The organism is Cryptosporangium arvum DSM 44712, assembly GCF_000585375.1.
GTDB classification, from domain to species: Bacteria; Actinomycetota; Actinomycetes; order Mycobacteriales; family Cryptosporangiaceae; genus Cryptosporangium; species Cryptosporangium arvum.
Window position 1 is genome coordinate 4,673,867 of the sequence record NZ_KK073874.1, and the last position, 18,236, is coordinate 4,692,102.

An 18,236-nucleotide genomic window follows, 5' to 3' on the forward strand; every position below is an offset into this window, starting at 1 on the left:
GCTTCCTCGGCACGGATAGTAGCCACAGTAGACAACGTCCTTACACTCGCCCCATCCGCCACTGCCGACGGAGACACCTGTGCAGCGCTTACGTTCCGTACCGGCATCGGAGTGGGCCCTGCTCGCTGCGTTGCTGCTCATCGCGGTCGCCACCCGCTACGTCGGACGGGACTACGTCACCGGCGACATGGAGATCTTCTTCCAGTGGTACGCCCACCTGGAACAGAACGGTCCGGGCTCGCCGATCGGCAACTACAACGCGCCGTTCCTGTACCTGCTGATGCTCGCCGGGTGGCTGCCCGGCGAACTCCTGTACAACCTCAAGGCGATCTTCGTCCTGTTCGACGTGCTGCTCTCCTGGTACGTCTTCCGCATCGTGGGCCTGCGCTACGCCGGGTGGCGGGTGCCGGCGGCGGCCGCGCTGATCGTCGCGTTCCTGCCCACGGTCGTGATCAACGCGTCGATGTACGGCCAGTGCGACTCGATCTGGGCGTCGTTCGCCGTCGGCGCGCTCTACCACCTGCTGCGCGGTTCGCACTGGGTCGCGGTGTCGTTCTGCGCGCTGGCCTACGCGTTCAAGCCGCTGGGCATCTTCATCGTCCCGACGCTGGCGCTGCTCCTGCTGGCCGGGAAGGTCCGCTGGCGCACGCTCCTCGCGTTGCCGCTGGTGTACGTCGCGGTCGACGTCCCGATCATGCTGCTCGGACGGGACCCGGTCGAGGTGCTGACCCTCTACTTCCACCAGTTGGACGACCCCGCCCGGCTGACCCGCGGCGGCCCCACCGTGTTCCAGTTCTTCGACGTGCGCACCGGCGCGCTGGAACTCGCGTCGCTGGGGACGCTGCTGGCCGGGGCCGCGGTGCTGGGAATCTGCTGGGTGCTGATCGCGACCCGCACCGAGCTCGACCACACCCGGATCGTCACCGCGGCGGCGAGCTTCGCGCTGATCGTGCCGTTCCTGCAGCCCCGGATGCACGAACGGTACTTCTACCTCGCCGACGTCCTGACGCTGATCCTCGCTTTCCACGTGCCGAAGCGCTGGTACCTGCCGCTGATCGTGCAGGCCGCGTCGTTCCTGTCGTACCTGCCGTTCATGCTGCGGGGTGGCCCGCCCGGCACCTACCTGGACCGCAAGTGGCTGGCCGCGCTGATGCTCGTCGCGCTGGTGCTCACCACCTACCAGCTGCTGCGTGACGTCCGCGGGCGCGATCTGTTCGCGGAGACGCCCACGCCGCCGGAGGCCGACTCTTCCTCGGCGGGGCCACCCGACGGGGACGTTGCCGGGGGATCGGCCGGACCGCCCGAGGGTGGAGCCTCCGGGAAGCCGGCGGACCCGCCCGCCTCCGCCGCCCCAGGGCCCGACCGCGGCGGCCCGGCCCGTCCGGGCGGCTCACCGGCACTGAGCGGCACCTGACCCCGCCAGCCTGTCCTGCGCCGTCCCGTCCCGTCCCCGTGTGCCCGCGTCCCGCGTTGTCCCGTCCCGCGCTGTCCCGTCCCGCGCCGGTGTGGCCCCGCGTCCCGCGCTGCGCGTCCCGCGCGGTCCCGTCCCACGCCGTCCCGCGTTGTCCCGTCCCACGCCGTCCCGCGTTGTCCCGTCCCGCGTTGCCCCGTGCCGCGCCGGTGTGGCCACGCGTCCCGCGCTGCGCGTCCCGCGCGGTCCCGTCCCACGCCGTCCCGCGTTGTCCCGTCCCATCCCGGGCCGCTGTGGCGCCTTGTCGCGCTGCGGGGCTCAGGTGCTGCGCGGGGCGTACATGATCACGGCGACGCCGACCAGGCAGATCGCGGCGCCGATCACGTCCCAGCGATCGGGGCGGAACTTGTCGACGACCATGCCCCAGGCCAGCGACCCGGCGACGAAGATGCCGCCGTACGCGGCGAGGATCCGGCCGAAGTTCGGGTCGGGCTGGAACGTGGCGACGAACCCGTACGCGCCGAGGGCGAGGATGCCGCCGGCGATCCAGAGGACACCGCGGTGTTCGCGCCAGCCCTGCCAGATCAACCAGGCGCCGCCGATCTCGGCCAGCGCGGCCAGGGCGAAGAGCAGCAACGATCGCGCGACGGTCACACCGGCAATCCCATCACGCCCGGCCCGGGCAAATCACCCCGGTCACGCCCGGCCTGGGCATTTCACCGGTCACGCCCGGCCCGTGTGCTTCGCCCCGGTCACGCCCGGTCTGGGCATTTCACCGGTCACGCCCGGCCGGTGCGCTTCGCCCCGGTCACGCCCGGTCTGGGCATTTCACCCCCGGTTTAGGCGCGTCGCTCGCCGTGGTCACCATCCGCTGGTCGCTGGTCGCTGGTCGCTGATCGGTAGCCGGTAGCCGGTAGCCGGTAGCCGACCGGCGGCCGGTAGCGATCGGCGGCAACCGCGCCGCCGCCCGGCTGGCCGGTATGCCACTGTGGTGCACGCCGCTGACCGTCTGCAGCGCGCTCGCCGCGCCGCCAGACTGCTGAGCACTGCCCGACCCCGGGCCGGCGAGTCCGGATCAGCACCCGCAGTCGTCGGCGCAGCCGGAGCCGGTACGGCGGCGCCGGAGGAGCACGAGGCCGCCTGCGGTGAGCAGGAGGACGGCGCCCGCGTCGAGGAGGACGTCACGCAGCCCGGCGGCTGCGCCTGCGGTCAGGAACCCGGCGCCGACCAGCGGCGGGACGCAGCACAGGCCACCACCACGCCGAAAGCTGCGGCGATCGTGGCGGCGGCCGCGGTGAGCCGGGCCCGGAACCGTCCGCGCGACCGACGGGACGGTGATGCGGTGAGCGCAACGCGGCTCGTCATTCCGGGGCACTCCTTTCGACCGGCGCACAGCAGGCGTCGACCCGGGGCGGCGCGGTGCGCGCCGGAGTACCGCACGTGTCGGGCCTAGTCTGCGCGGTGCGCGCCGGAGTACCGCACGTGTCGGGCCTAGTCTGCGCGGTGCGCGCCGGAGTACCGCACGTGTCGGGCCTAGTCTGCGCGGTGCGCTCCGGGGTGCCGCACGTGTCGGCCCGGGGCTCCGCGGTGCGCTCCGCGGCGCCGGAGACCTCGGCCAGGTCGCTGAACGGCAGCGGGCAGCGCGGGCTGTCAGCGCAGGTGATCAGGTCGTCGCAGCCCGCGTCGACGGCGTCGGCCAGAGTGTCGCGGATCGTGTGCAGGTCGGCCAGGCGGGCGTCGATCTCGGCGAGTTTGGTCCGGGCGCGGGCCTGCAGGCCCGCGTCGGCGCGGTGCCGGTGGCGCCCGGCCTCGAGCAGGTCGGCGACCTCGTCGAGGGTGAAGCCGAGTCGCTGTGCGGCCTTGACCACCCGCAGCAGCGTGACCGTTCCGGCCGGGTAGAGGCGGTGCCCGCCGGGGGAGCGCCGCGGCTCGGCGAGCAACCCGCGGCGTTCGTAGTAGCGCAGGGTCTGCGGGTTCACCCCGGCCGCGGCGGCGACCTCGCCGCTGCGTAACCCGGGCCCGGTCACGACGCCGCCGCGGTGGCGCGGGCGGCCAGCGCGTCGAGCACGTCCGTTTGCGCAGCCGGCACCTCGGCGTCGAGCAGCAACTCGCCGTCCGCGCCGGCCAGCGTGAAGGTGACGAACGCGCAGCAGGACGTCTCGCGGGCGGCCAGGTCCTCGACGGCGGCGCGCCGCCCGGCGGCGTCGCGCAGCACCAGCCGGAGCCGGGTGGGCGCGGGACGTTCCACCCGACGCAGCGCGGCGGCGAACAGCGCGTCGAACTCGGCCACCCGCTGCGGCTGCTCGGGCGGGGGGAGGGTGCACGCGGACGGCACCCACCCCGGGTCGTGCGTCGATGCGGTCATGACCTGACGGTAAGCCTGTACCCGGGTACCGGATGCAAGCCTGACATTTAAGCCTTTGGTGCCGACCGGGACCATTGACCCCGTGAACACCCTGCTTCTCGGCGTCGTCGGATCGACGGCCTACGGGCTCGCGCACGCGGGCTCCGACGTCGATCGGCTCGGCGTGTACGCCGTGCCCACCGTCGAGCTGCACGGGCTGCGCCTGCCGATCGACCGGGCGGCCACGATCGTCGAGCACGACCCGGACCGCACCGTGCACGAGGCCCGCAAGTTCGCGATGCTCTGCCTGTCGTCGAACCCGACGGTCACCGAGCTGCTCTGGTTGCCCTCCTACGAGCGGTCCGCGCCGCTCGGCGAGGAACTGGTCGGGCTGCGCGGCGCGTTCGCCAGCGCGGACGGCGTCCGCAACGCGTACTTCGGCTACGCCACCGCCCAGTTCAAGCGCCTGCTGACGACCGGTCAGTTCCAGTCGAAGATGCGCAAACGCCGGTCCAAGCACGCGCGGCACCTGCTGCGGCTGCTCGACCAGGGCTACGAGTACTACGTGACCGGGCAGCTGCGGCTGCGCGTCGACGACCCGGAGCGCTACCGCGAGTTCGGCGACCGGGTGGCCGTCGATCCCGAGGTGGCCCGCCCCGTGCTGGCCGCGGCGCGGGAGAAGTTCGCGGACGCGACGTCGCCGCTCCCGGCGGCCCCGGACGAGCCGGCGGTCGAGGCCTGGCTGCGGCGGGTCCGGAAGGAGTACCTGTGAAGCCCTCCGCCGTGCTCGTCGACGTCGACGGCACGCTCGCGACGCGGGTCACCGACCGCTCGCCGTTCGACTGGCACCGCGTCGGCGAGGACGCGCCGGTGGCCGCCGTCGTCGCGGCGGTCCGTGCGCTCTCGGCGGCCGGGCACACGATCGTCGTGCTGTCCGGCCGGGACGAGACGTGCCGCCGCCAGACCGAGTCCTGGCTGACCCACCACCTCGACGTGCCGTACGAGCACCTGCTGATGCGCCGCGCCGGCGACAACCGCCGCGACGACCTGGTCAAACGTGAGCTCTACGAGCGGTTCCTGCGCAAGCGCTTCGACGTGCTGTTCGTCCTCGACGACCGCGACCAGGTGGTCCGGATGTGGCGGCGGCTCGGGCTGGTCTGCTTCCAGGTCGCCGAGGGGGACTTCTAGGCGGCAGAAAAGGTGGGAACAACGACATTGCTGCCACCGGCGAGGCCCGCCAGGCTGACGTCATGCAATCGGTACTGGTCGTGTTGTTCGACGGGGTGCAGAGCCTCGACGTGACCGGCCCGCTCGAGGTCTTCGCCGGGGCGAACCGGGTGGTACCGGGCACCTACCGGCTCGCCACCGCGAGCCCCGGCGGGGACCCGGTGCGGGCGTCCAGCGGGCTGACGCTCGTCCCCGATGTCGGCCTGGCGGCCGCGGACACGCCGCACACGCTCGTCGTCCCCGGCGGGGAAGGCACCCGCGACCTCGATCCGGACGTCGTGGACTGGCTCCGGGCGCGGGCGGGGGAGGCCACCCGGCTGGTCTCGGTGTGCACCGGTGCGTTCCTGCTCGCCGAGGCGGGCCTGCTCGACGGCCGACGGGCGACCACGCACTGGCGGGTGTGCGACACGCTGGCGAAACGCTATCCGGAGGTCGGCGTCGACCCGGAGCCGATCTTCGTCCGGGACGGTCCGGTCGCCACCTCCGCGGGGGTCACCGCCGGGCTCGACCTGGCGCTGGCGCTGGTCGAGGAGGACCTCGGGCGGGAGGTGGCGCTGCACATCGCCCGGCACCTGGTGATGTTCCTGCGCCGGCCGGGCAACCAGGCCCAGTTCTCGACGCAGCTCTCGGCCCAGGTCGCCGACCGGCCCGGGCTGCGTGAGGTGCAACGCTGGATCGCCGACAACCCGCACGCCGACCTGAGCGTCGAGGCGCTCGCCCGCCGCGCGAACCTCTCGCCGCGGCAGTTCGCCCGCGCGTTCGCGGCCGAGGTCGGGCGCACTCCCGGGCGGTACGTCGACGCGGTGCGGCTGGAGACCGCGCGCCGCGTGCTGGAGGAGAGCGACGAGAGCGTCGACGTGGTCTCGCGCCGCTGTGGATACGGGACGACGGAGGCGATGCGCCGTGCCTTCGTCCGGACGCTGGGCGTCGCGCCCGGCGACTATCGGCGCCGATTCGCCGGAGGTCACCGCTGATGCTGTTCGCGATCCTGCTCTACCCGAAGGTCACCGCGCTCGACGCGGTCGGCCCCTACGACGTGTTCAGCAAGGTCCCCGGCGACGAGGTCGTGTTCGTCGGGGAGCGGACCGGGCCGGTGCGCACCGAGATCGGCAGCCTCGGCCTGATCGCCGACGCCACGCTCGACGAAATAACGAGCCCAGACGTCGTCGTCGTCCCCGGCGGCCACGGCCAGGCCGACCTGATGTCCGACGGCCCGATCCACGACTGGCTCCGCCACACCGACGCCACCAGCACCTGGACGACGTCGGTGTGCTCGGGTTCGTTGCTGCTGGCCGCGGCCGGGCTGCTGCGCGGGCGGCGCGCGACGTCGCACTGGCTCGCGCTCGACCAGCTCCCGGCCTTCGGCGCCGAGCCGACCGGGGAGCGGGTGGTACGCGACGGCAAGTACCTCACCGCCGCCGGGGTCTCGTCCGGCATCGACATGGCGCTGACCCTGGTCGGCCTCCAGAGCGGCGACTGGGTCGCGCAGGCGGTGCAGCTGGGCATCGAGTACGACCCGCAGCCGCCCTACGACGCCGGCTCGCCGGACAAGGCGCCCGCGGATGTCGTCGGCTACCTGCGCGAAAAGCGCCGTTTCGTGCTCACCGGACGGGATTAGCATCCGGGGCATGAGCATGATCCTCGGTGCCATGATCTTCTATCCGGGCGGCGAGCACCTCGCCAGCTGGCGGCTGCCCGGGGCCGAGCCCGAGCGGTACCTGGACCTCGGGTACTACCGGAACTTCGCCCGCACGGCCGAGCGCGGCGGCTTCGCGACGCTGTTCATCGCCGACGAGCTCTACGTCTGGGACCGGTTCGCCTCCGGGATCGACCACGTGGTGAACATCCGCCCGGAGCCCTTCACGCTGCTCGGCGCCCTCTCCCAGGTCACCGAGCGGATCGGGCTCGCCGCGACCGTCTCCACCACCTACAACGAGCCGTTCCCCATCGCCCGCAAACTCGCCTCGCTGGACTTCCTCAGCGAAGGACGAGCCGGCTGGAACGTCGTCACCAGCGCCAGTGACGAGGAGGCCTGGAACTTCGGCCGCGACGCGAACCTCGACCACGCGGTGCGCTACCGGCGGGCCGCGGAGTTCATCGAGGTCGTCAACGGTCTCTGGGACAGCTGGGACGACGACGCGTTCCGCTACGACAAGGAGTCGGGGTACTTCGCCGACGCCACGAAGCTGCACACGCTCGAGCACCGCGGCGAGTTCTTCACCGTCCGCGGCCCGCTGAACATCGCCAGGCCGCCGCAGGGCCGCCCGGTGATCTTCCAGGCCGGGGCGTCGGAGGCGGGCCGGGCGCTGGCCGGCGCCACCGCCGAGGCGGTGTTCACGATGGGCACCAACGCGGTCCGCGGCGCGAAGATCCTCTACGACGACTACAAAGCGCGGGCCGCCGCGAACGGCCGGAACCCCGACCACCTCAAGGTGCTGCCCGCGCTCTCCCCGGTGATCGGCGAGACGCTCCGCGAGGCCGAGGAGTACCTCGACCGGATCGAGGCGCTCACCCCGGAGCGGCTCTCGCTCGACTGGCTGTCGCACTACCTCCAGTTCGACGTCAGCCGGCACCCGATGGACGAGAGGTTCCAGCCCGACCTGTCGGTGCCGACGAACCAGGTGCGCTCGGTGCAGGAGCAGATCGGCCGGCTGGTCGGGTCGGGCACCTTCACGCTGCGCGAGGTCAACCGGGCGCTGCTGCGGCGGCGGTTCCTCGTCGGTACGCCCGACACGATCGCCGACTGGATGACCGAGCGCTACCGGGCCGGCGCGGCCGACGGGTTCATGCTCGCGTTCTCGTCGATCCCGGTCGGCGTCGACCAGTTCGTCGACCTGGTGGTGCCGGAGCTGACGAAGCGGGGTGTCTACTCCGGGGAGTACCGGGGCCGCACCCACCGGGAGAACCTGGGCCTACCGGTGCCCCCCAGCCGCTACGCGTGACGCGTCCGCCACGTAGGACGCGATCCGGTCCGCGGCCGCGCCGCCGTCGAGGTCGGGGTTGTAGATCGTGACGCTCAGCCCGCCGCAGCCGCCGATCGTGAGCAGCTGCCCGGTCAGGGTCTCCAGCTGCTCCCAGGACAGCCCGCCGGGCTGCGGGTAGTCCACCGCCGGGAGCGCCTCGGTGCTCAGCACGTCGAGGTCCACGTGCAGCCACCAGTGCTCGGTGCGGGCGACGAGCCCGGCGGCCATCCGGTGTGCGGTCTCGAGGCCACCGGGGGCGGCCAGCCGCTCGCCGGGGAGCACGGCGACCCGGTCGGCGAGACTCGGCTGGCCCGCCCCGGTCAGCTCGGCCGCGTCGCGCGGGCCGAGCTGGACCAGGTCGGCCGGGCGCAGCACCGGCGGGTAGCCGGGAACCCACCCCAGCGCCAGCGCGATCTCGCTGTCGGCGGCCTCTCCGGTCGGGGAGCGGTGCGGGTCCCAGGCGTCCTCGTGACCGTCGACGAAGACCAGCCCGGCCCCGTAGCCGCGCCGGTCGGCGGCGCGGAGCGCCCCCAGCAGCACCGGGCAGTCCCCGCCGAGCACGACCGGCAGGCGGTCGGCGGCCCACGCGTCGAGCACCCGCTCGCTCACCGACTCCACCATCGCCGCCAGCGCGTTCTCCGAGGCCAGACCGCTCGGGCCCCGGGCCGCGTCGCCGGTGGGGACGGCCGCGTCCACCACCCGTGCGCCGGGCAGGCGGGCGGCCAGACCGGCGTCGAGCAGCGCCGAGGGGGCCCGCGCCACCCCGTCGGCGGCTCCGGACGAATTGAACGGCACCAGGATGAGGTCCACCCGCACATCATCGCGCGAGTTACATTTGCCTCCGGGGTAAACACTGGGCTCGTCTACTGTAGACCTCCGCTGGCCGGGAGGGCTCATGAGTGCGTTTCGCCTGCTGGGCAGTTTCGAGGTGCGCGCGCCCGACGGCTCCCGGATCGCGGTGGGCCGGCGCAAGCAGCGGGCGCTGCTCGCGTTGCTGCTGCTGCGCGGCTCCTCACTGGTGCGATCGGACGAGATCGTCGACGCGCTGTGGGGCGCCGACCCGCCGTCGTCGGCGCGGGCGAACCTGCACTCGTACGTGTTCGGGCTGCGCCAGGTCCTCGATCAGGTCGCGCCGGGTGGGGCGGCCCGGCTGGTCACGTCGGCCGCCGGGTACCGTCTGGACGTCGCCGCCGGTGACTGCGACGCCGCGGTCTTCGAGCGCCTGGCCGCCGAGGGCCGTCGCGCGCTCGAGCAGGAGCGCTCCGCGGACGCCCTGGACGTCCTGACCCGCGCGCTGGAGCTGTGGCGCGGGCCGGTGGTCCCGGATCTGGCCGACGCGCCGTGGATGGCCCCGCACGTCACGCGGCTGACCGAGACCCGGCTGGCCGCGATCGAGGACCGCGTCGAGGCCCGGCTGGCGCTCGGCGACCACGCCGGGCTGGTCGGGGAGCTGGCCGCCGCGACCGCGGAACACCCGCTGCGCGAGCGCCTCTGGGGCCAGTACCTGCGGGTGCTGCGGGTCACCGGGGCCCGCGCCCGGGCGCTCGCGGCCTACGAGACGCTGCGCGCGGTGCTGCGCGACGAGCTCGGCGTCGAGCCCTCGCCGGAACTCCAGGAGCTCTACCGGGCGATCCGTGACGACGACGGGGCTACGGCGGCACCGCGTCACCCGGCCCTGTTACCCCCGGCGGTGCCGGACTTCACCGGCCGGGTGTCCGAGGTGCGCCGGCTGCTCAAGGTGCTGACGCCGCACACCCCACCGGCGGGGCTGTCGGTCCTCGGCATCACCGGGATGGCCGGGGTCGGCAAGACGACGCTCGCGGTGCACGTCGCCCACGCGGCCGCGCCGGCGTACCCGGACGGTCAGCTGTACGTGAACCTGGCCGGTGCCGGGCCCGACCCGGTCGCCCCCGCCGACGTGCTGGGCCGGTTCCTGCGGGCGCTGGGCGTCCCGAGCCCCGCGGTGCCCACCGACGCCGACGAACGGGCCGAGCTCTACCGCACGCTGCTCACCGGGCGGCGGGTTCTCGTCGTGCTCGACAACGCCGCCACCGAGGCCCAGGTCCGGCCGCTGCTACCGGGGGCGGCGGGCTGCACGGTGCTGGTCACCAGCCGGGTGCGGCTGTCCGGTCTGGAGGGTGCGCGCTGGACCGAGCTCGAGGTGCTCGACGCCGACGACGGCGTGCGGCTGCTGTCCCGGATCGTCGACGACGCCCGGGTCGACGACCACGACGCCGACGCCGCGGCCGTCGTCGGACTCTGCGGTGGTCTGCCGCTGGCGGTGCGCATCGCGGGCGCGCGCCTGACCGCGCGCCCCGGCTGGACGGTGTCGCACCTGGTGGCCCTGCTGCGCGACGAGAACCGGCGCCTCGACCGGCTCGACGCCGGTGACCTGCGGGTCCGCGCGTCGCTGGCGCTGAGCGACGACGGGCTCCGGCCGTCCGCCCGGGCGCTGTTCCGGCGCTTGAGCGTGCTCGACGTCCCCGACTTCGCCGGGTGGCTGGCCACCGTGCTCTCCGACGAGAAGCCCGAACGCGCCGCGCGTGACCTCGACGACCTGGTCGACGCCCACGTGCTCTCGGCCGTCGGCACGGACCCCGCCGGCCAGACCCGCTACCGCTTCCACGACCTCGTGCGCCTCTACGCCCGCGACCGGGCCGCGGCCGAGGGCGACGACGAGGAGGCCCTGCGCCGCGGTCTGGGCGCCTGGCTGGCGGTGGCCTCCGCGCTCGAACCCGGCATTCCCGGCCCGACCTGGGCGCAGATCGAGAGCCGGGCGTTCCGCCCGGACGTCCACGAGGTCCGGTGCGAGTTGTCCGGGGTGTCGGCCGTCGACTGGTTCGACGCCGAGCAGGTCGCGTTGCGTGCGCTGGTCCGCCAGGCCTGCGCGGCGGGGCGCACCGACGTGGCGTTCGACCTCGCCCAGCGCTGCGAGAAGTATTTCGACCTGCGCGGGATGTACGCCGAGTGGGCCACGACGAACCGCCTGGTCGTGGGTGCGTGCCGCGCGGCGGGCGACCGGCGGGGGGAGGCGGTGGCGCGGCGCGGGCTGGCCGACCTGACCACCTGGATCACCGACGACCAGAGCACCGAGGCGATGACCAGGCAGCACGCGGAGGCGATCCGGGTGCAGGAACTGTTCCGCGAGGTCGGCGAGCACGGCGGCATGGCCGACGCCGGGGTGATGCGCTCGTGGGCGCTGACCGCCACCGGACGTCACGCCGAGGCGATGAGCGCCGCCCGCGAATCGCTGGAGTGGGCCTCGGCCGCCGCGCACGTGGGCGGGGAGTCGCGCGCCCACCTGGCGCTGGCCGTGGCGGCCGGGGAGTCCGGTGACCTGGGGCAGGCGCTGGAGCACCTGAACCTGGCGCTGGAGCGGGCCCGGGTGCTCGGCAACCCGCGCGGCGAGGCGACCGTCCTGCAGTTCTTCGGCATCGGGTTCGGGCGGGCGGGCCTGCTCGACGAGGCCGAGGGCTACCTCGCCGAGTCGCTGGCGATCTCGCGGCGCCACCGGGACCTCTACACCGAGACGCTGACGTTGATCTGCCTGGCGCGGGTGCGGTTGCAGCGCGGGGACGAGGACGCGTCGCTGGCCGCCGAGGAGGCGTTGGCGACGGCTCGTGAGTACAACATGCCGCACCACGTCGCCGACGCGCTCGGGATCCTCGGGGAGATCGCGCTCGGGGCCGGCCGGCCGGTGGAGGCCGTGGGGTACCTGCGTGAATCGGTGGCGCTGTGGCGCACGCGCGGCTGGCTGCGTTTCCTGGCCGGGGCGCTGGTGGCGCTGGGGCGGGCGCTGACCGCGGTGGACCGGGTGGAGTCCGCGGCCGCCTTGCGTGAGGGTGCTGCGTTGTTCGCGCAGGCCGGGGACGACGCCGGGGCGGACGAGGCGCGGCGTTTACTCGCGGAACTCTGACCACTCGGGTCCGATGAGGGACATCCCGTGTGTTGTCGCGCCGACGGAGCGCGGGTTTCGTCGTGCGTTCAATGGGTGACGACGCGAACGTAGGCGATCGAAGGGATGTCCTCTGATGAAAAGCCGCCTGGCCCTGCTCGGCGTCGGTCTGCTGCTCGCCGTGCCGGCCTGCTCGGTTGAGTTCGCGGCCGCCCGGGCCGCGGATCCGGCCGTGTGCACGGCCGAGGACATCCAGGTCGACGTCACCCGGCAGCCGTCCGGGCCGGTCGGGCTGGTCGCGCTGGAGAACGCGTCGGAGCGGGCCTGCACGCTGGACGGCCGGGCGACGGTCACGCTGACGAACGCCGCCGACGAGGACGTGTCCGTGCCGACGGCCGCGGTGGACCAGCCCGGCCCCGCGGTGTCGTTCCTGCTGCCGCCCGGGACCACGGCGTTCCAGGGAATCACGTGGACGCCGTGCTCCAAAGGGGACAGCTCGTGCGGGGTCGGCAACGGGCTGCGGGTGACGCTGCCGGGCTCCACGACGCCGCTGAACGCCGAACTCCTGGACTTCCCGGCGCCGGAGAAGAACGACATCACGATGTCGTCCCTGCGGGTAGGGACGATCCAGCCGTCCCGCCAGGGCGTCGTGGCCTGGTAGCCCGCGGCCGCGGGTCGAGTCCTTCCTTAGACCGGACGGATCGTGGTGAGGCGGGTGCGGGCGGCGTCGAACTCGGACGTCAGTCGGTCGACGACCTCGGCGACCGGGGGAGCGTCGGTCACCAGGCCGAGCCCCTGGCCCGCGGCCCAGAGATCCCGCCACCGGGCGGCCGGGTTCGCGCTGTCGTAGGCGCGGCCGCCGGCGAGCGTCCCGGCCGGGTCGATGCCGTGGGCGTCGAGGCTGGGGCGCAGCCACGACGCCGGGGTGCCGGTCACGGCCGAGCTGATCACCAGGTCGTCCGGGCCGTGGTCGATCACCATCTGCTTGTACTCCGGCGCCGCCCGGCTCTCCGCGGTGGCCAGGAACCGTGTTCCCACCGACACCAGGTCGGCGCCGGTCGCCAGCCCGCCGAGCACCCCGGCGCCGTCCGCGACGCCGCCGCCGACCACGAGCAACCCGTCGAAGAACGACCGGACCGCCGGGACGAACGCGAGCGGCGACAGGTGCCCGGTGTGCCCGCCGGATCCCGCCGAGACCAGCCCGAGCCCGTCGACGCCGGCCGCTACGGCCTTGCGCGCGAGCCGGAGGTCGACGACGTCGGCGATCACCAGCCCGCCGTACGCGTGCACGACCTCGACGGCCGGGGCCGGCGAGCCCAGCGCGGTGATCACGACCGGGGGCCGGTACTCGGCCACCAGCCGCAGGTCGTCCGCGAGCCGGGTGTTCGTGCGGTGCGTGACCAGGTTCAACGCCCACGGCGAGGTGACCGCCGCGGTGATCGTGCCGAGCCACGCGTCCAGCTCGCCGGTGGTCCGGCAGTTCGGCGCCGGGAACGCCCCCAGCACCCCGGCCTTCGCGGCCGCGATCACCAGCTCCGGCCCCGACACCAGGAACATCGGGGCGCACAGCACCGGCAACCGCAGCCCGGCCAACACCTCAGGAAGCACCGAACCTCCGCTGCAGCTCGTCCTTGCGTACCTTCAGGCTCGCGGTGCGCGGCAGCGCGTCGACCACGTGGATGCTCGTCGGTTTCTTGTACGACGCGAGCCGCTCACGGACCAGCACGTCCAGCGCGGCGGTGTCCACCGCCGCGCCCGGCCGCGGCACCACCGCGGCGGTCACCGTCTCACCCCACCGCGGGTGCGCGACGCCGAACACCGCGACCTCGGCGACGCCCTCGCCGAGCGCGAGCACCTGCTCCACCTCGGCCGGGAAGACGTTCATGCCGCCGGTGACGATCATGTCCTTCGACCGGCCGCGGACGTACAGGTAACCGGCGTCGTCGAGCGCGCCGAGGTCGCCGGTACGCAGCGCGTCGCCCGCCGGCGCGTCGTCCAGGTAACCGCTGAACAGCGTCTCGCTGCGGACGACGATCTCGCCGGTCTCGCCCGCGCGCAGCGGCGTTCCGTCCGGGCCGACGATCGACACCGACGCGATCGGCACCGCGCGCCCGGCGCTCGCGTAGGGGTCGGACGCCGCGCAACCCGCGCGCCAGTCGTCCGGCACGGTCGCGGTCACCGGCGCCCCGGTCTCGGTCATGCCGTACGTCTCCACGTACCGCGGGCCGATCGCGTCGACCAGGTCCGCCACCGCGTCGCGCGGCGCGAGCGACCCGGAGTGCAGCACGCCGTCGAGGTGGTCGAGCACCGCCGGGCGCCGCCGCACGGCGTCCGCGAACGCGGTCATCAGCGGCGTCGGCGCGTAGGTGAAGTTCGTCCGCTCGGCGATCATCCGGTCGACCCAGCGCTCGGGGTCGAGCCCGGCCTGGAACGAGACCTCACCGCCGACGTACAGGTGGGGCAGCACGACACCCCAGATCCCGGCGACGAACGCGAGCGTGCCGGTGAACCCGCAGCGGCTACCCCAGCGCAGCCCGTCGTGGGCGGGCATGTGGCGTACGATCGCGTCGAGGTTGCGGTGGGTGTGCACCACGCCTTTCGGGCGCCCGGTGGTGCCACTGGTGAACCCGACGATCCCGGGGAGGTCGGGATCGCCGGGCGTCGACGGCACGGCGGTGGACCCCGCCGCGACCATGTCCCGGTAGTCGGCCGGCGTGACGACGCGCAGCCCGGAGCCGGCCAGCAGCTCCTCGAGGCGCTCGACGTGACCGGCCGTGACGACGACCGTGCCGGCGCCCGAGCGCGAGAGCACCTCGGCGATCTCCGGCACCGCCAGGCGGTCGTTGACGTGCACCGCGGTCGCGCCGGTCAGGCCGACCCCGAGGTAGGCCTCGACCGCGTCGGCCCGGTCCTCGACGACGAGCGCCACCCGGTCGCCGGGCCGCACGCCCAGCGCGTGGGCGAACCGGACCGCCCGGTCGCGTGACTCGCCGTGCGTGCGGACCACGCCGTGGCCGCGGAAGGCGACGGCCGAGCGCCGCCGCCCCATCGCGGCCACGACCGTGTGGGCCCAGGACACGTCAGAGACCCATCCCGCGCAGCAGCGTCGCCCGGTCGTAGTACTCGAGCCACTCGGTGACCTTGCCGTCGGCGATCCGCAGCACGCCGACGACCGGGACCTCGCCCTCGTGCCCGTTGAACCCGAACCGGTCGACCCGCTCCACGAACACCTTCCCGTCGATCATCCCGAGCGTCTTGACGTCGAGCGTGATCCAGGTGGCGCCGGCCGCGAGCTCACGCAGCCGCCCGGCGATCGCCTCCTTGCCGACCAGCGGCTCCTGCATGACGCTGTGCAGCACGCCGTCGTCGGCGAACAGGTCGATCGCGGCGTCCCAGTCGAGCCGGTCCCAGGCATCGAACATGGCGCGTGCGACCTCGAGGTCGGTCATCGGCGTAGCTCCCGCTTCAGTACCTTGCCGACAGGGTTGCGGGGCAAGGCGTCCCGCACGTCGAGCCGCTCCGGCAGCTTGTACGACGCGATCTTCTGCTCGCGCAGGAACGCGACGAGCTCGTCCAGCGTCAGCGACGCTCCCGGCGCGAGCACGACGACCGCCGCGACCTTCTCGCCGAGCACGTCGTCGGGGTCACCGACGACCGCGACGTCGGCCACCGCCGGATGCGCCCCGATCAGGCCTTCCAGCTCCGCCGGCGCGATGTTCATCCCGCCGCGGATCACCAGGTCCTTGGCCCGGTCGAGGAACCGCAGGTACTGCCCGCGGTCCCCGGCGATCTCGAACAGGTCCCCGGTCTTCAGGTACCCGTCGGAGTCGAACGGCGCGACGCCGTTCAGGTAGCCGGCGAACACGGTCGGGCCGCCCAGGTGCAGCTCACCCGGCTGCCCCGGTGCGGTCACCTCGGCGCCCGACACCGGGTCGACGAGCTTCACCGTGACCTGGTCGGCCAACCGGGACGACCAGGTCACCCCGGGCGCGCCGTACCGCGGGAAGAACTGGGCCCGCTCGGCCGGGTCCGGGAAGTCCTCGGGGCCGGAGAGCAGGCCGATGCCCTCGTTGGACCCGAAGAAGTTGATGACGCCGATCCCGAACCGTTCCTGCCAGCCCCGCACCATCTCCGGCTGCAGCGGCACCGAGCCCGACCCGATCCGGGTCAGCGCGGACGTCTCGACGGCCTTGCTCAGCCGGTCGTCGGAGAGCAGCAGCCAGAGCATCGCCGGGGGCGCCACCGTGTAGGTGACCCGCTCCGACGCGATCTGGCCCAGGAACACCCCGAGGTCGAACGGGTGGTGCTGGACGAGCACGCACCCGGTACGCAGCCACGGCAGGAACATGCCGTTGATCCCGGCCATGTTCACCATCGGGAACGGGTTGAGCAGCACGTCGGCGGCGACCATACGGGGCGCGTCCACGGTGGCCCAGCAGATCGCCAGCCAGTCCAGGTGGCACCGGGGCACGCCCTTCGGGGTGCTCTCGGTGCCCGACGTCCAGCAGATCGTCAGCGCGTCGTTCGGGTCGTTGGGGTCGCCGGCCCGGTGCGCGTCGACCGCGCTCCGGTCCTCGGCCGACGCCGGGACCGGCACCCAGGCGGCGCCCTCACCCGGCCGCCCGAAGGTGACGACGTGCTCCAGGGCCGGGAGGCGATCGCGGACCGAGGCGACCTCGGCGGCCGGCGACCGGCCGCCGAACGTCGCCACCGTGACGTACGCGCGGAACGACGCCTGCGCCGCCATCTCGGCGATCTCGCGCTCGCGGTACTGCATCGGCAGCGGCGAGACGATCACCCCGATCGTCCAGGCCGCGAGGTAGACCTCGGCCAGCTCGACCGTGTTCGGCAGCTGCACGCCGAGGACGTCGCCGCGCCGCAGCCCGAGCTCCAGCAGGCGGGCGGCCAGCCAGGTCACCTCACCGTCCAGCTCGGACCAGGTCAGGCGCCGGGGTTCCCCGCCGAGCAGCGCCGCCCGGTTCGCCGGATCGACGATCGCCAGGTGGTCACCGCGCTCCGCGACCCGGTCCCGGAACAGCTGGTCGACGGTCTCGTCGCTCCACCAGCCCCGGGCCTGGTAGTCGGCGACCTTCTCCGCCGGGTGCAGGCCCCTGCTCACTGGCCGTCCGAGATGTCGATGACGTCGCCGGACGAGGTGAACCGCTTGGCGCCGGCCTGCCAGGTGTAGGGCTGGAACGCCTGGATGCCGAGCGACTTGTCCGGCGTCATCGTGAACTTGATGCCGTCGATGAACATCGGCGGCTGGTAGCTCTGGTTACGCGCGGCCTGCATGATCGAGGCCCGCGACAGGCCTTCCTTCGACTTCGCGGCGTTGGTGAACACGTCGATCATCAGGTCGCCGATCGCCCAGCCGTTGACCGTGTAGCTGTTGGTCGGGGAGTCGGCGCCGTTGGCCGCGGACTGCTTCAGGTACTCCTGCACGGCCGCGTCGGACGCGAACGCCTGGTCGGCCGGGTCCTTGAGCCACTTGAGGATCTGCTGCTGGTCGGCGGCGGCACCGGCCGGCGCGTAGAGCGTCGCGCCGTCGGCGCAGTTCGAGGGCTGGATCACGGTCTCGGGCTTCCAGCCGACCCGGCCGATCGCCTGGGTCAGCGCGAGGCAGTCGGTGGTCACCCCGGCGTTGACCAGGATCGGCGCGGCCGACGCCTTCAACGCCGACGCGGCGGTGTTCGGGTCGGTCAGCGGCGCTTCCTTGGCGATCGTGAAGTTCGTGCCCTCGATCGCCTTCTTGAACCCGTTGGCGTAGCCCTGGCCGGACTCGGTCTGGTTGGCGGCCAGCGCGACCTTCGCCCCCTGCGGGTACTTCGTCTTCAGCCCTTCGACGACGACCTTCATCTCGACCTCGGCCGAGGGCAGGTACTCGGTGGTCCACGGGAACTTCGTCGCGTCGCGGTAGGCGGGCACGCTGGCCTGCCCGAACAGCAGCGGTACGCAGGCGTCGTTCTGGGCGTCGCTCATCGCGTCGAGCTGGCCGGAGCCGAACGTGTCGAGTACGTCGACCTTGTCCTTCTCGATCAGCTCGCCGACGTTGGTGCGGGCGCGCTCCGGGTTGAACGCGTCGTCCTTCACCACCACCTGCAGCTTCACGCCGTCGATGCCGCCGGCCGCGTTGGCCACCGCGAACCGGGCCTCCATGCCTTCGATGACGTTGCCGACCGCGTCGGCCAGCGGCCCGGACGTGGCGGCCGACCAGCCGACCTTGAGCGTGTCGGTGATCTTCGCGGTGGCGGCGTCCGGGTCCGCGCAGTTCTCGACGTCGAAGGCGCTCGACGATCCGGCGGCGGTGTCGTCCTCGGCGCCGCTGTTGCTGCCGCAGGCGGAGAGCGCCACGGTGGCCACGACCAGGGGAATGAGGAGTCTGCGCTTCATTGCGTT

Annotated in this window: 17 protein-coding genes and 1 pseudogene; 8 read left to right on the forward strand and 10 right to left on the reverse strand. The window is 73.4% G+C overall.

Translation table 11 applies throughout. The annotated features are described in order from the left end of the window. Positions 1–79 precede the first annotated feature (79 nt). Positions 80–1,414 carry a hypothetical protein gene (locus CRYAR_RS20930; RefSeq protein WP_157017935.1) on the forward strand — a complete coding sequence of 445 codons (1,335 nt, stop codon included), beginning with the start codon at positions 80–82 and terminating at the stop codon, positions 1,412–1,414. 315 nt (positions 1,415–1,729) lie between these two features. On the opposite strand, the gene CRYAR_RS20935 is transcribed toward CRYAR_RS20930, so the two are convergent. The 4 genes and pseudogenes from CRYAR_RS20935 to CRYAR_RS20950 form a co-directional block, all read right to left on the reverse strand. Further along, complete coding sequence (locus CRYAR_RS20935; RefSeq protein WP_035853501.1) at positions 1,730–2,065, reverse strand: YnfA family protein; 336 nt, start codon at positions 2,063–2,065, stop codon at positions 1,730–1,732. Between the two features lie 421 nt (positions 2,066–2,486). Then, the gene (locus CRYAR_RS49035; RefSeq protein ID WP_035853503.1) at positions 2,487–2,786 is read right to left on the reverse strand and encodes a hypothetical protein; all 300 of its coding nucleotides are present in this window, start codon (positions 2,784–2,786) and stop codon (positions 2,487–2,489) included. 229 nt (positions 2,787–3,015) lie between these two features. After that, positions 3,016–3,438 (reverse strand): annotated as a pseudogene (locus CRYAR_RS50835) (MerR family transcriptional regulator); the annotation flags it as partial. Next, the gene (locus CRYAR_RS20950; protein WP_035853506.1) at positions 3,435–3,776 is read right to left on the reverse strand and encodes a hypothetical protein; all 342 of its coding nucleotides are present in this window, start codon (positions 3,774–3,776) and stop codon (positions 3,435–3,437) included. The pseudogene CRYAR_RS50835 and the gene CRYAR_RS20950, both read right to left, overlap by 4 nt. Before the next feature lie 82 nt (positions 3,777–3,858). Between CRYAR_RS20950 and CRYAR_RS20955 the strand changes: the two genes are divergently transcribed. The 5 genes from CRYAR_RS20955 (at position 3,859) to CRYAR_RS20975 (ending at position 7,924) form a co-directional block, all read left to right on the forward strand. Beyond that, positions 3,859–4,527, forward strand: a complete 669-nt coding sequence (locus CRYAR_RS20955; RefSeq protein ID WP_035853509.1) for a nucleotidyltransferase domain-containing protein — start codon at positions 3,859–3,861, stop codon at positions 4,525–4,527. Further along, positions 4,524–4,943: a phosphatase domain-containing protein gene (locus CRYAR_RS20960; RefSeq protein WP_035853510.1), complete on the forward strand. Its 420-nt coding sequence runs from the start codon at positions 4,524–4,526 to the stop codon at positions 4,941–4,943. The genes CRYAR_RS20955 and CRYAR_RS20960 overlap by 4 nt, the downstream gene beginning before the upstream one ends. Positions 4,944–5,005: 62 nt before the next feature. After that, positions 5,006–5,956: a GlxA family transcriptional regulator gene (locus CRYAR_RS20965; protein WP_035853520.1), complete on the forward strand. Its 951-nt coding sequence runs from the start codon at positions 5,006–5,008 to the stop codon at positions 5,954–5,956. Further along, positions 5,956–6,600 (forward strand): DJ-1/PfpI family protein, encoded by a 645-nt coding sequence (locus CRYAR_RS20970; RefSeq protein ID WP_035853527.1) that lies wholly within the window; start codon positions 5,956–5,958, stop codon positions 6,598–6,600. Before CRYAR_RS20965 ends, CRYAR_RS20970 begins: the two co-directional genes overlap by 1 nt. A 10-nt stretch (positions 6,601–6,610) precedes the next feature. Beyond that, positions 6,611–7,924 (forward strand): LLM class flavin-dependent oxidoreductase, encoded by a 1,314-nt coding sequence (locus CRYAR_RS20975; protein ID WP_051570732.1) that lies wholly within the window; start codon positions 6,611–6,613, stop codon positions 7,922–7,924. On the opposite strand, the gene CRYAR_RS20980 is transcribed toward CRYAR_RS20975, so the two are convergent. Then, the gene (locus tag CRYAR_RS20980) at positions 7,895–8,755 is read right to left on the reverse strand and encodes an arginase family protein (RefSeq protein WP_169745069.1); all 861 of its coding nucleotides are present in this window, start codon (positions 8,753–8,755) and stop codon (positions 7,895–7,897) included. The genes CRYAR_RS20975 and CRYAR_RS20980 overlap by 30 nt on opposite strands. 85 nt (positions 8,756–8,840) lie before the next feature. Here CRYAR_RS20980 and CRYAR_RS20985 point away from each other — a divergent pair, with 85 nt between their 5' ends. Together CRYAR_RS20985 and CRYAR_RS20990 are read left to right on the forward strand one after the other, a co-directional pair. Further along, positions 8,841–11,861: an AfsR/SARP family transcriptional regulator gene (locus CRYAR_RS20985; protein ID WP_035853534.1), complete on the forward strand. Its 3,021-nt coding sequence runs from the start codon at positions 8,841–8,843 to the stop codon at positions 11,859–11,861. Positions 11,862–11,976: 115 nt separating this feature from the next. Continuing rightward, positions 11,977–12,501, forward strand: coding sequence for a DUF4232 domain-containing protein (locus tag CRYAR_RS20990; protein WP_035853541.1), 525 nt, complete (start codon positions 11,977–11,979; stop codon positions 12,499–12,501). Positions 12,502–12,527: 26 nt separating this feature from the next. On the opposite strand, the gene CRYAR_RS20995 is transcribed toward CRYAR_RS20990, so the two are convergent. Genes CRYAR_RS20995 through CRYAR_RS21015 form a run of 5 tightly spaced genes read right to left on the reverse strand, consistent with a single transcriptional unit; the run spans position 12,528 to position 18,230 of the window. Further along, entirely contained in the window at positions 12,528–13,397 is an 870-nt protein-coding gene (locus CRYAR_RS20995; protein WP_051572136.1) for an NAD(P)H-dependent flavin oxidoreductase, read from the reverse strand. Positions 13,398–13,437: 40 nt separating this feature from the next. Continuing rightward, positions 13,438–14,919, reverse strand: coding sequence for a class I adenylate-forming enzyme family protein (locus CRYAR_RS21000; protein ID WP_051570734.1), 1,482 nt, complete (start codon positions 14,917–14,919; stop codon positions 13,438–13,440). 1 nt (position 14,920) lies between these two features. Next, entirely contained in the window at positions 14,921–15,289 is a 369-nt protein-coding gene (locus tag CRYAR_RS21005; protein ID WP_035853552.1) for a nuclear transport factor 2 family protein, read from the reverse strand. After that, a complete protein-coding gene (locus CRYAR_RS21010) occupies positions 15,286–16,959 on the reverse strand; it encodes a class I adenylate-forming enzyme family protein (protein ID WP_211247567.1) in 1,674 nt (557 codons plus the stop codon). Before CRYAR_RS21010 ends, CRYAR_RS21005 begins: the two co-directional genes overlap by 4 nt. Continuing rightward, positions 16,956–18,230: an ABC transporter substrate-binding protein gene (locus CRYAR_RS21015; RefSeq protein WP_035853560.1), complete on the reverse strand. Its 1,275-nt coding sequence runs from the start codon at positions 18,228–18,230 to the stop codon at positions 16,956–16,958. The genes CRYAR_RS21010 and CRYAR_RS21015 overlap by 4 nt, the downstream gene beginning before the upstream one ends. Positions 18,231–18,236: the final 6 nt, after the last annotated feature.

Coding starts and splice junctions, on each gene's coding strand:
- CRYAR_RS20990 (WP_035853541.1), top strand. CDS start 11,977: ATGAAAAGCCGCCTGGCCCTGCTCGGCGTCGGTCTGCTGCTCGCCGTG.
- CRYAR_RS21005 (WP_035853552.1), bottom strand. CDS start 15,289: ATGACCGACCTCGAGGTCGCACGCGCCATGTTCGATGCCTGGGACCGG.
- CRYAR_RS20965 (WP_035853520.1), top strand. CDS start 5,006: ATGCAATCGGTACTGGTCGTGTTGTTCGACGGGGTGCAGAGCCTCGAC.
- CRYAR_RS20970 (WP_035853527.1), top strand. CDS start 5,956: ATGCTGTTCGCGATCCTGCTCTACCCGAAGGTCACCGCGCTCGACGCG.
- CRYAR_RS21015 (WP_035853560.1), bottom strand. CDS start 18,230: ATGAAGCGCAGACTCCTCATTCCCCTGGTCGTGGCCACCGTGGCGCTC.
- CRYAR_RS20985 (WP_035853534.1), top strand. CDS start 8,841: ATGAGTGCGTTTCGCCTGCTGGGCAGTTTCGAGGTGCGCGCGCCCGAC.
- CRYAR_RS20950 (WP_035853506.1), bottom strand. CDS start 3,776: ATGACCGCATCGACGCACGACCCGGGGTGGGTGCCGTCCGCGTGCACC.
- CRYAR_RS20995 (WP_051572136.1), bottom strand. CDS start 13,397: ATGTTCCTGGTGTCGGGGCCGGAGCTGGTGATCGCGGCCGCGAAGGCC.
- CRYAR_RS20975 (WP_051570732.1), top strand. CDS start 6,611: ATGAGCATGATCCTCGGTGCCATGATCTTCTATCCGGGCGGCGAGCAC.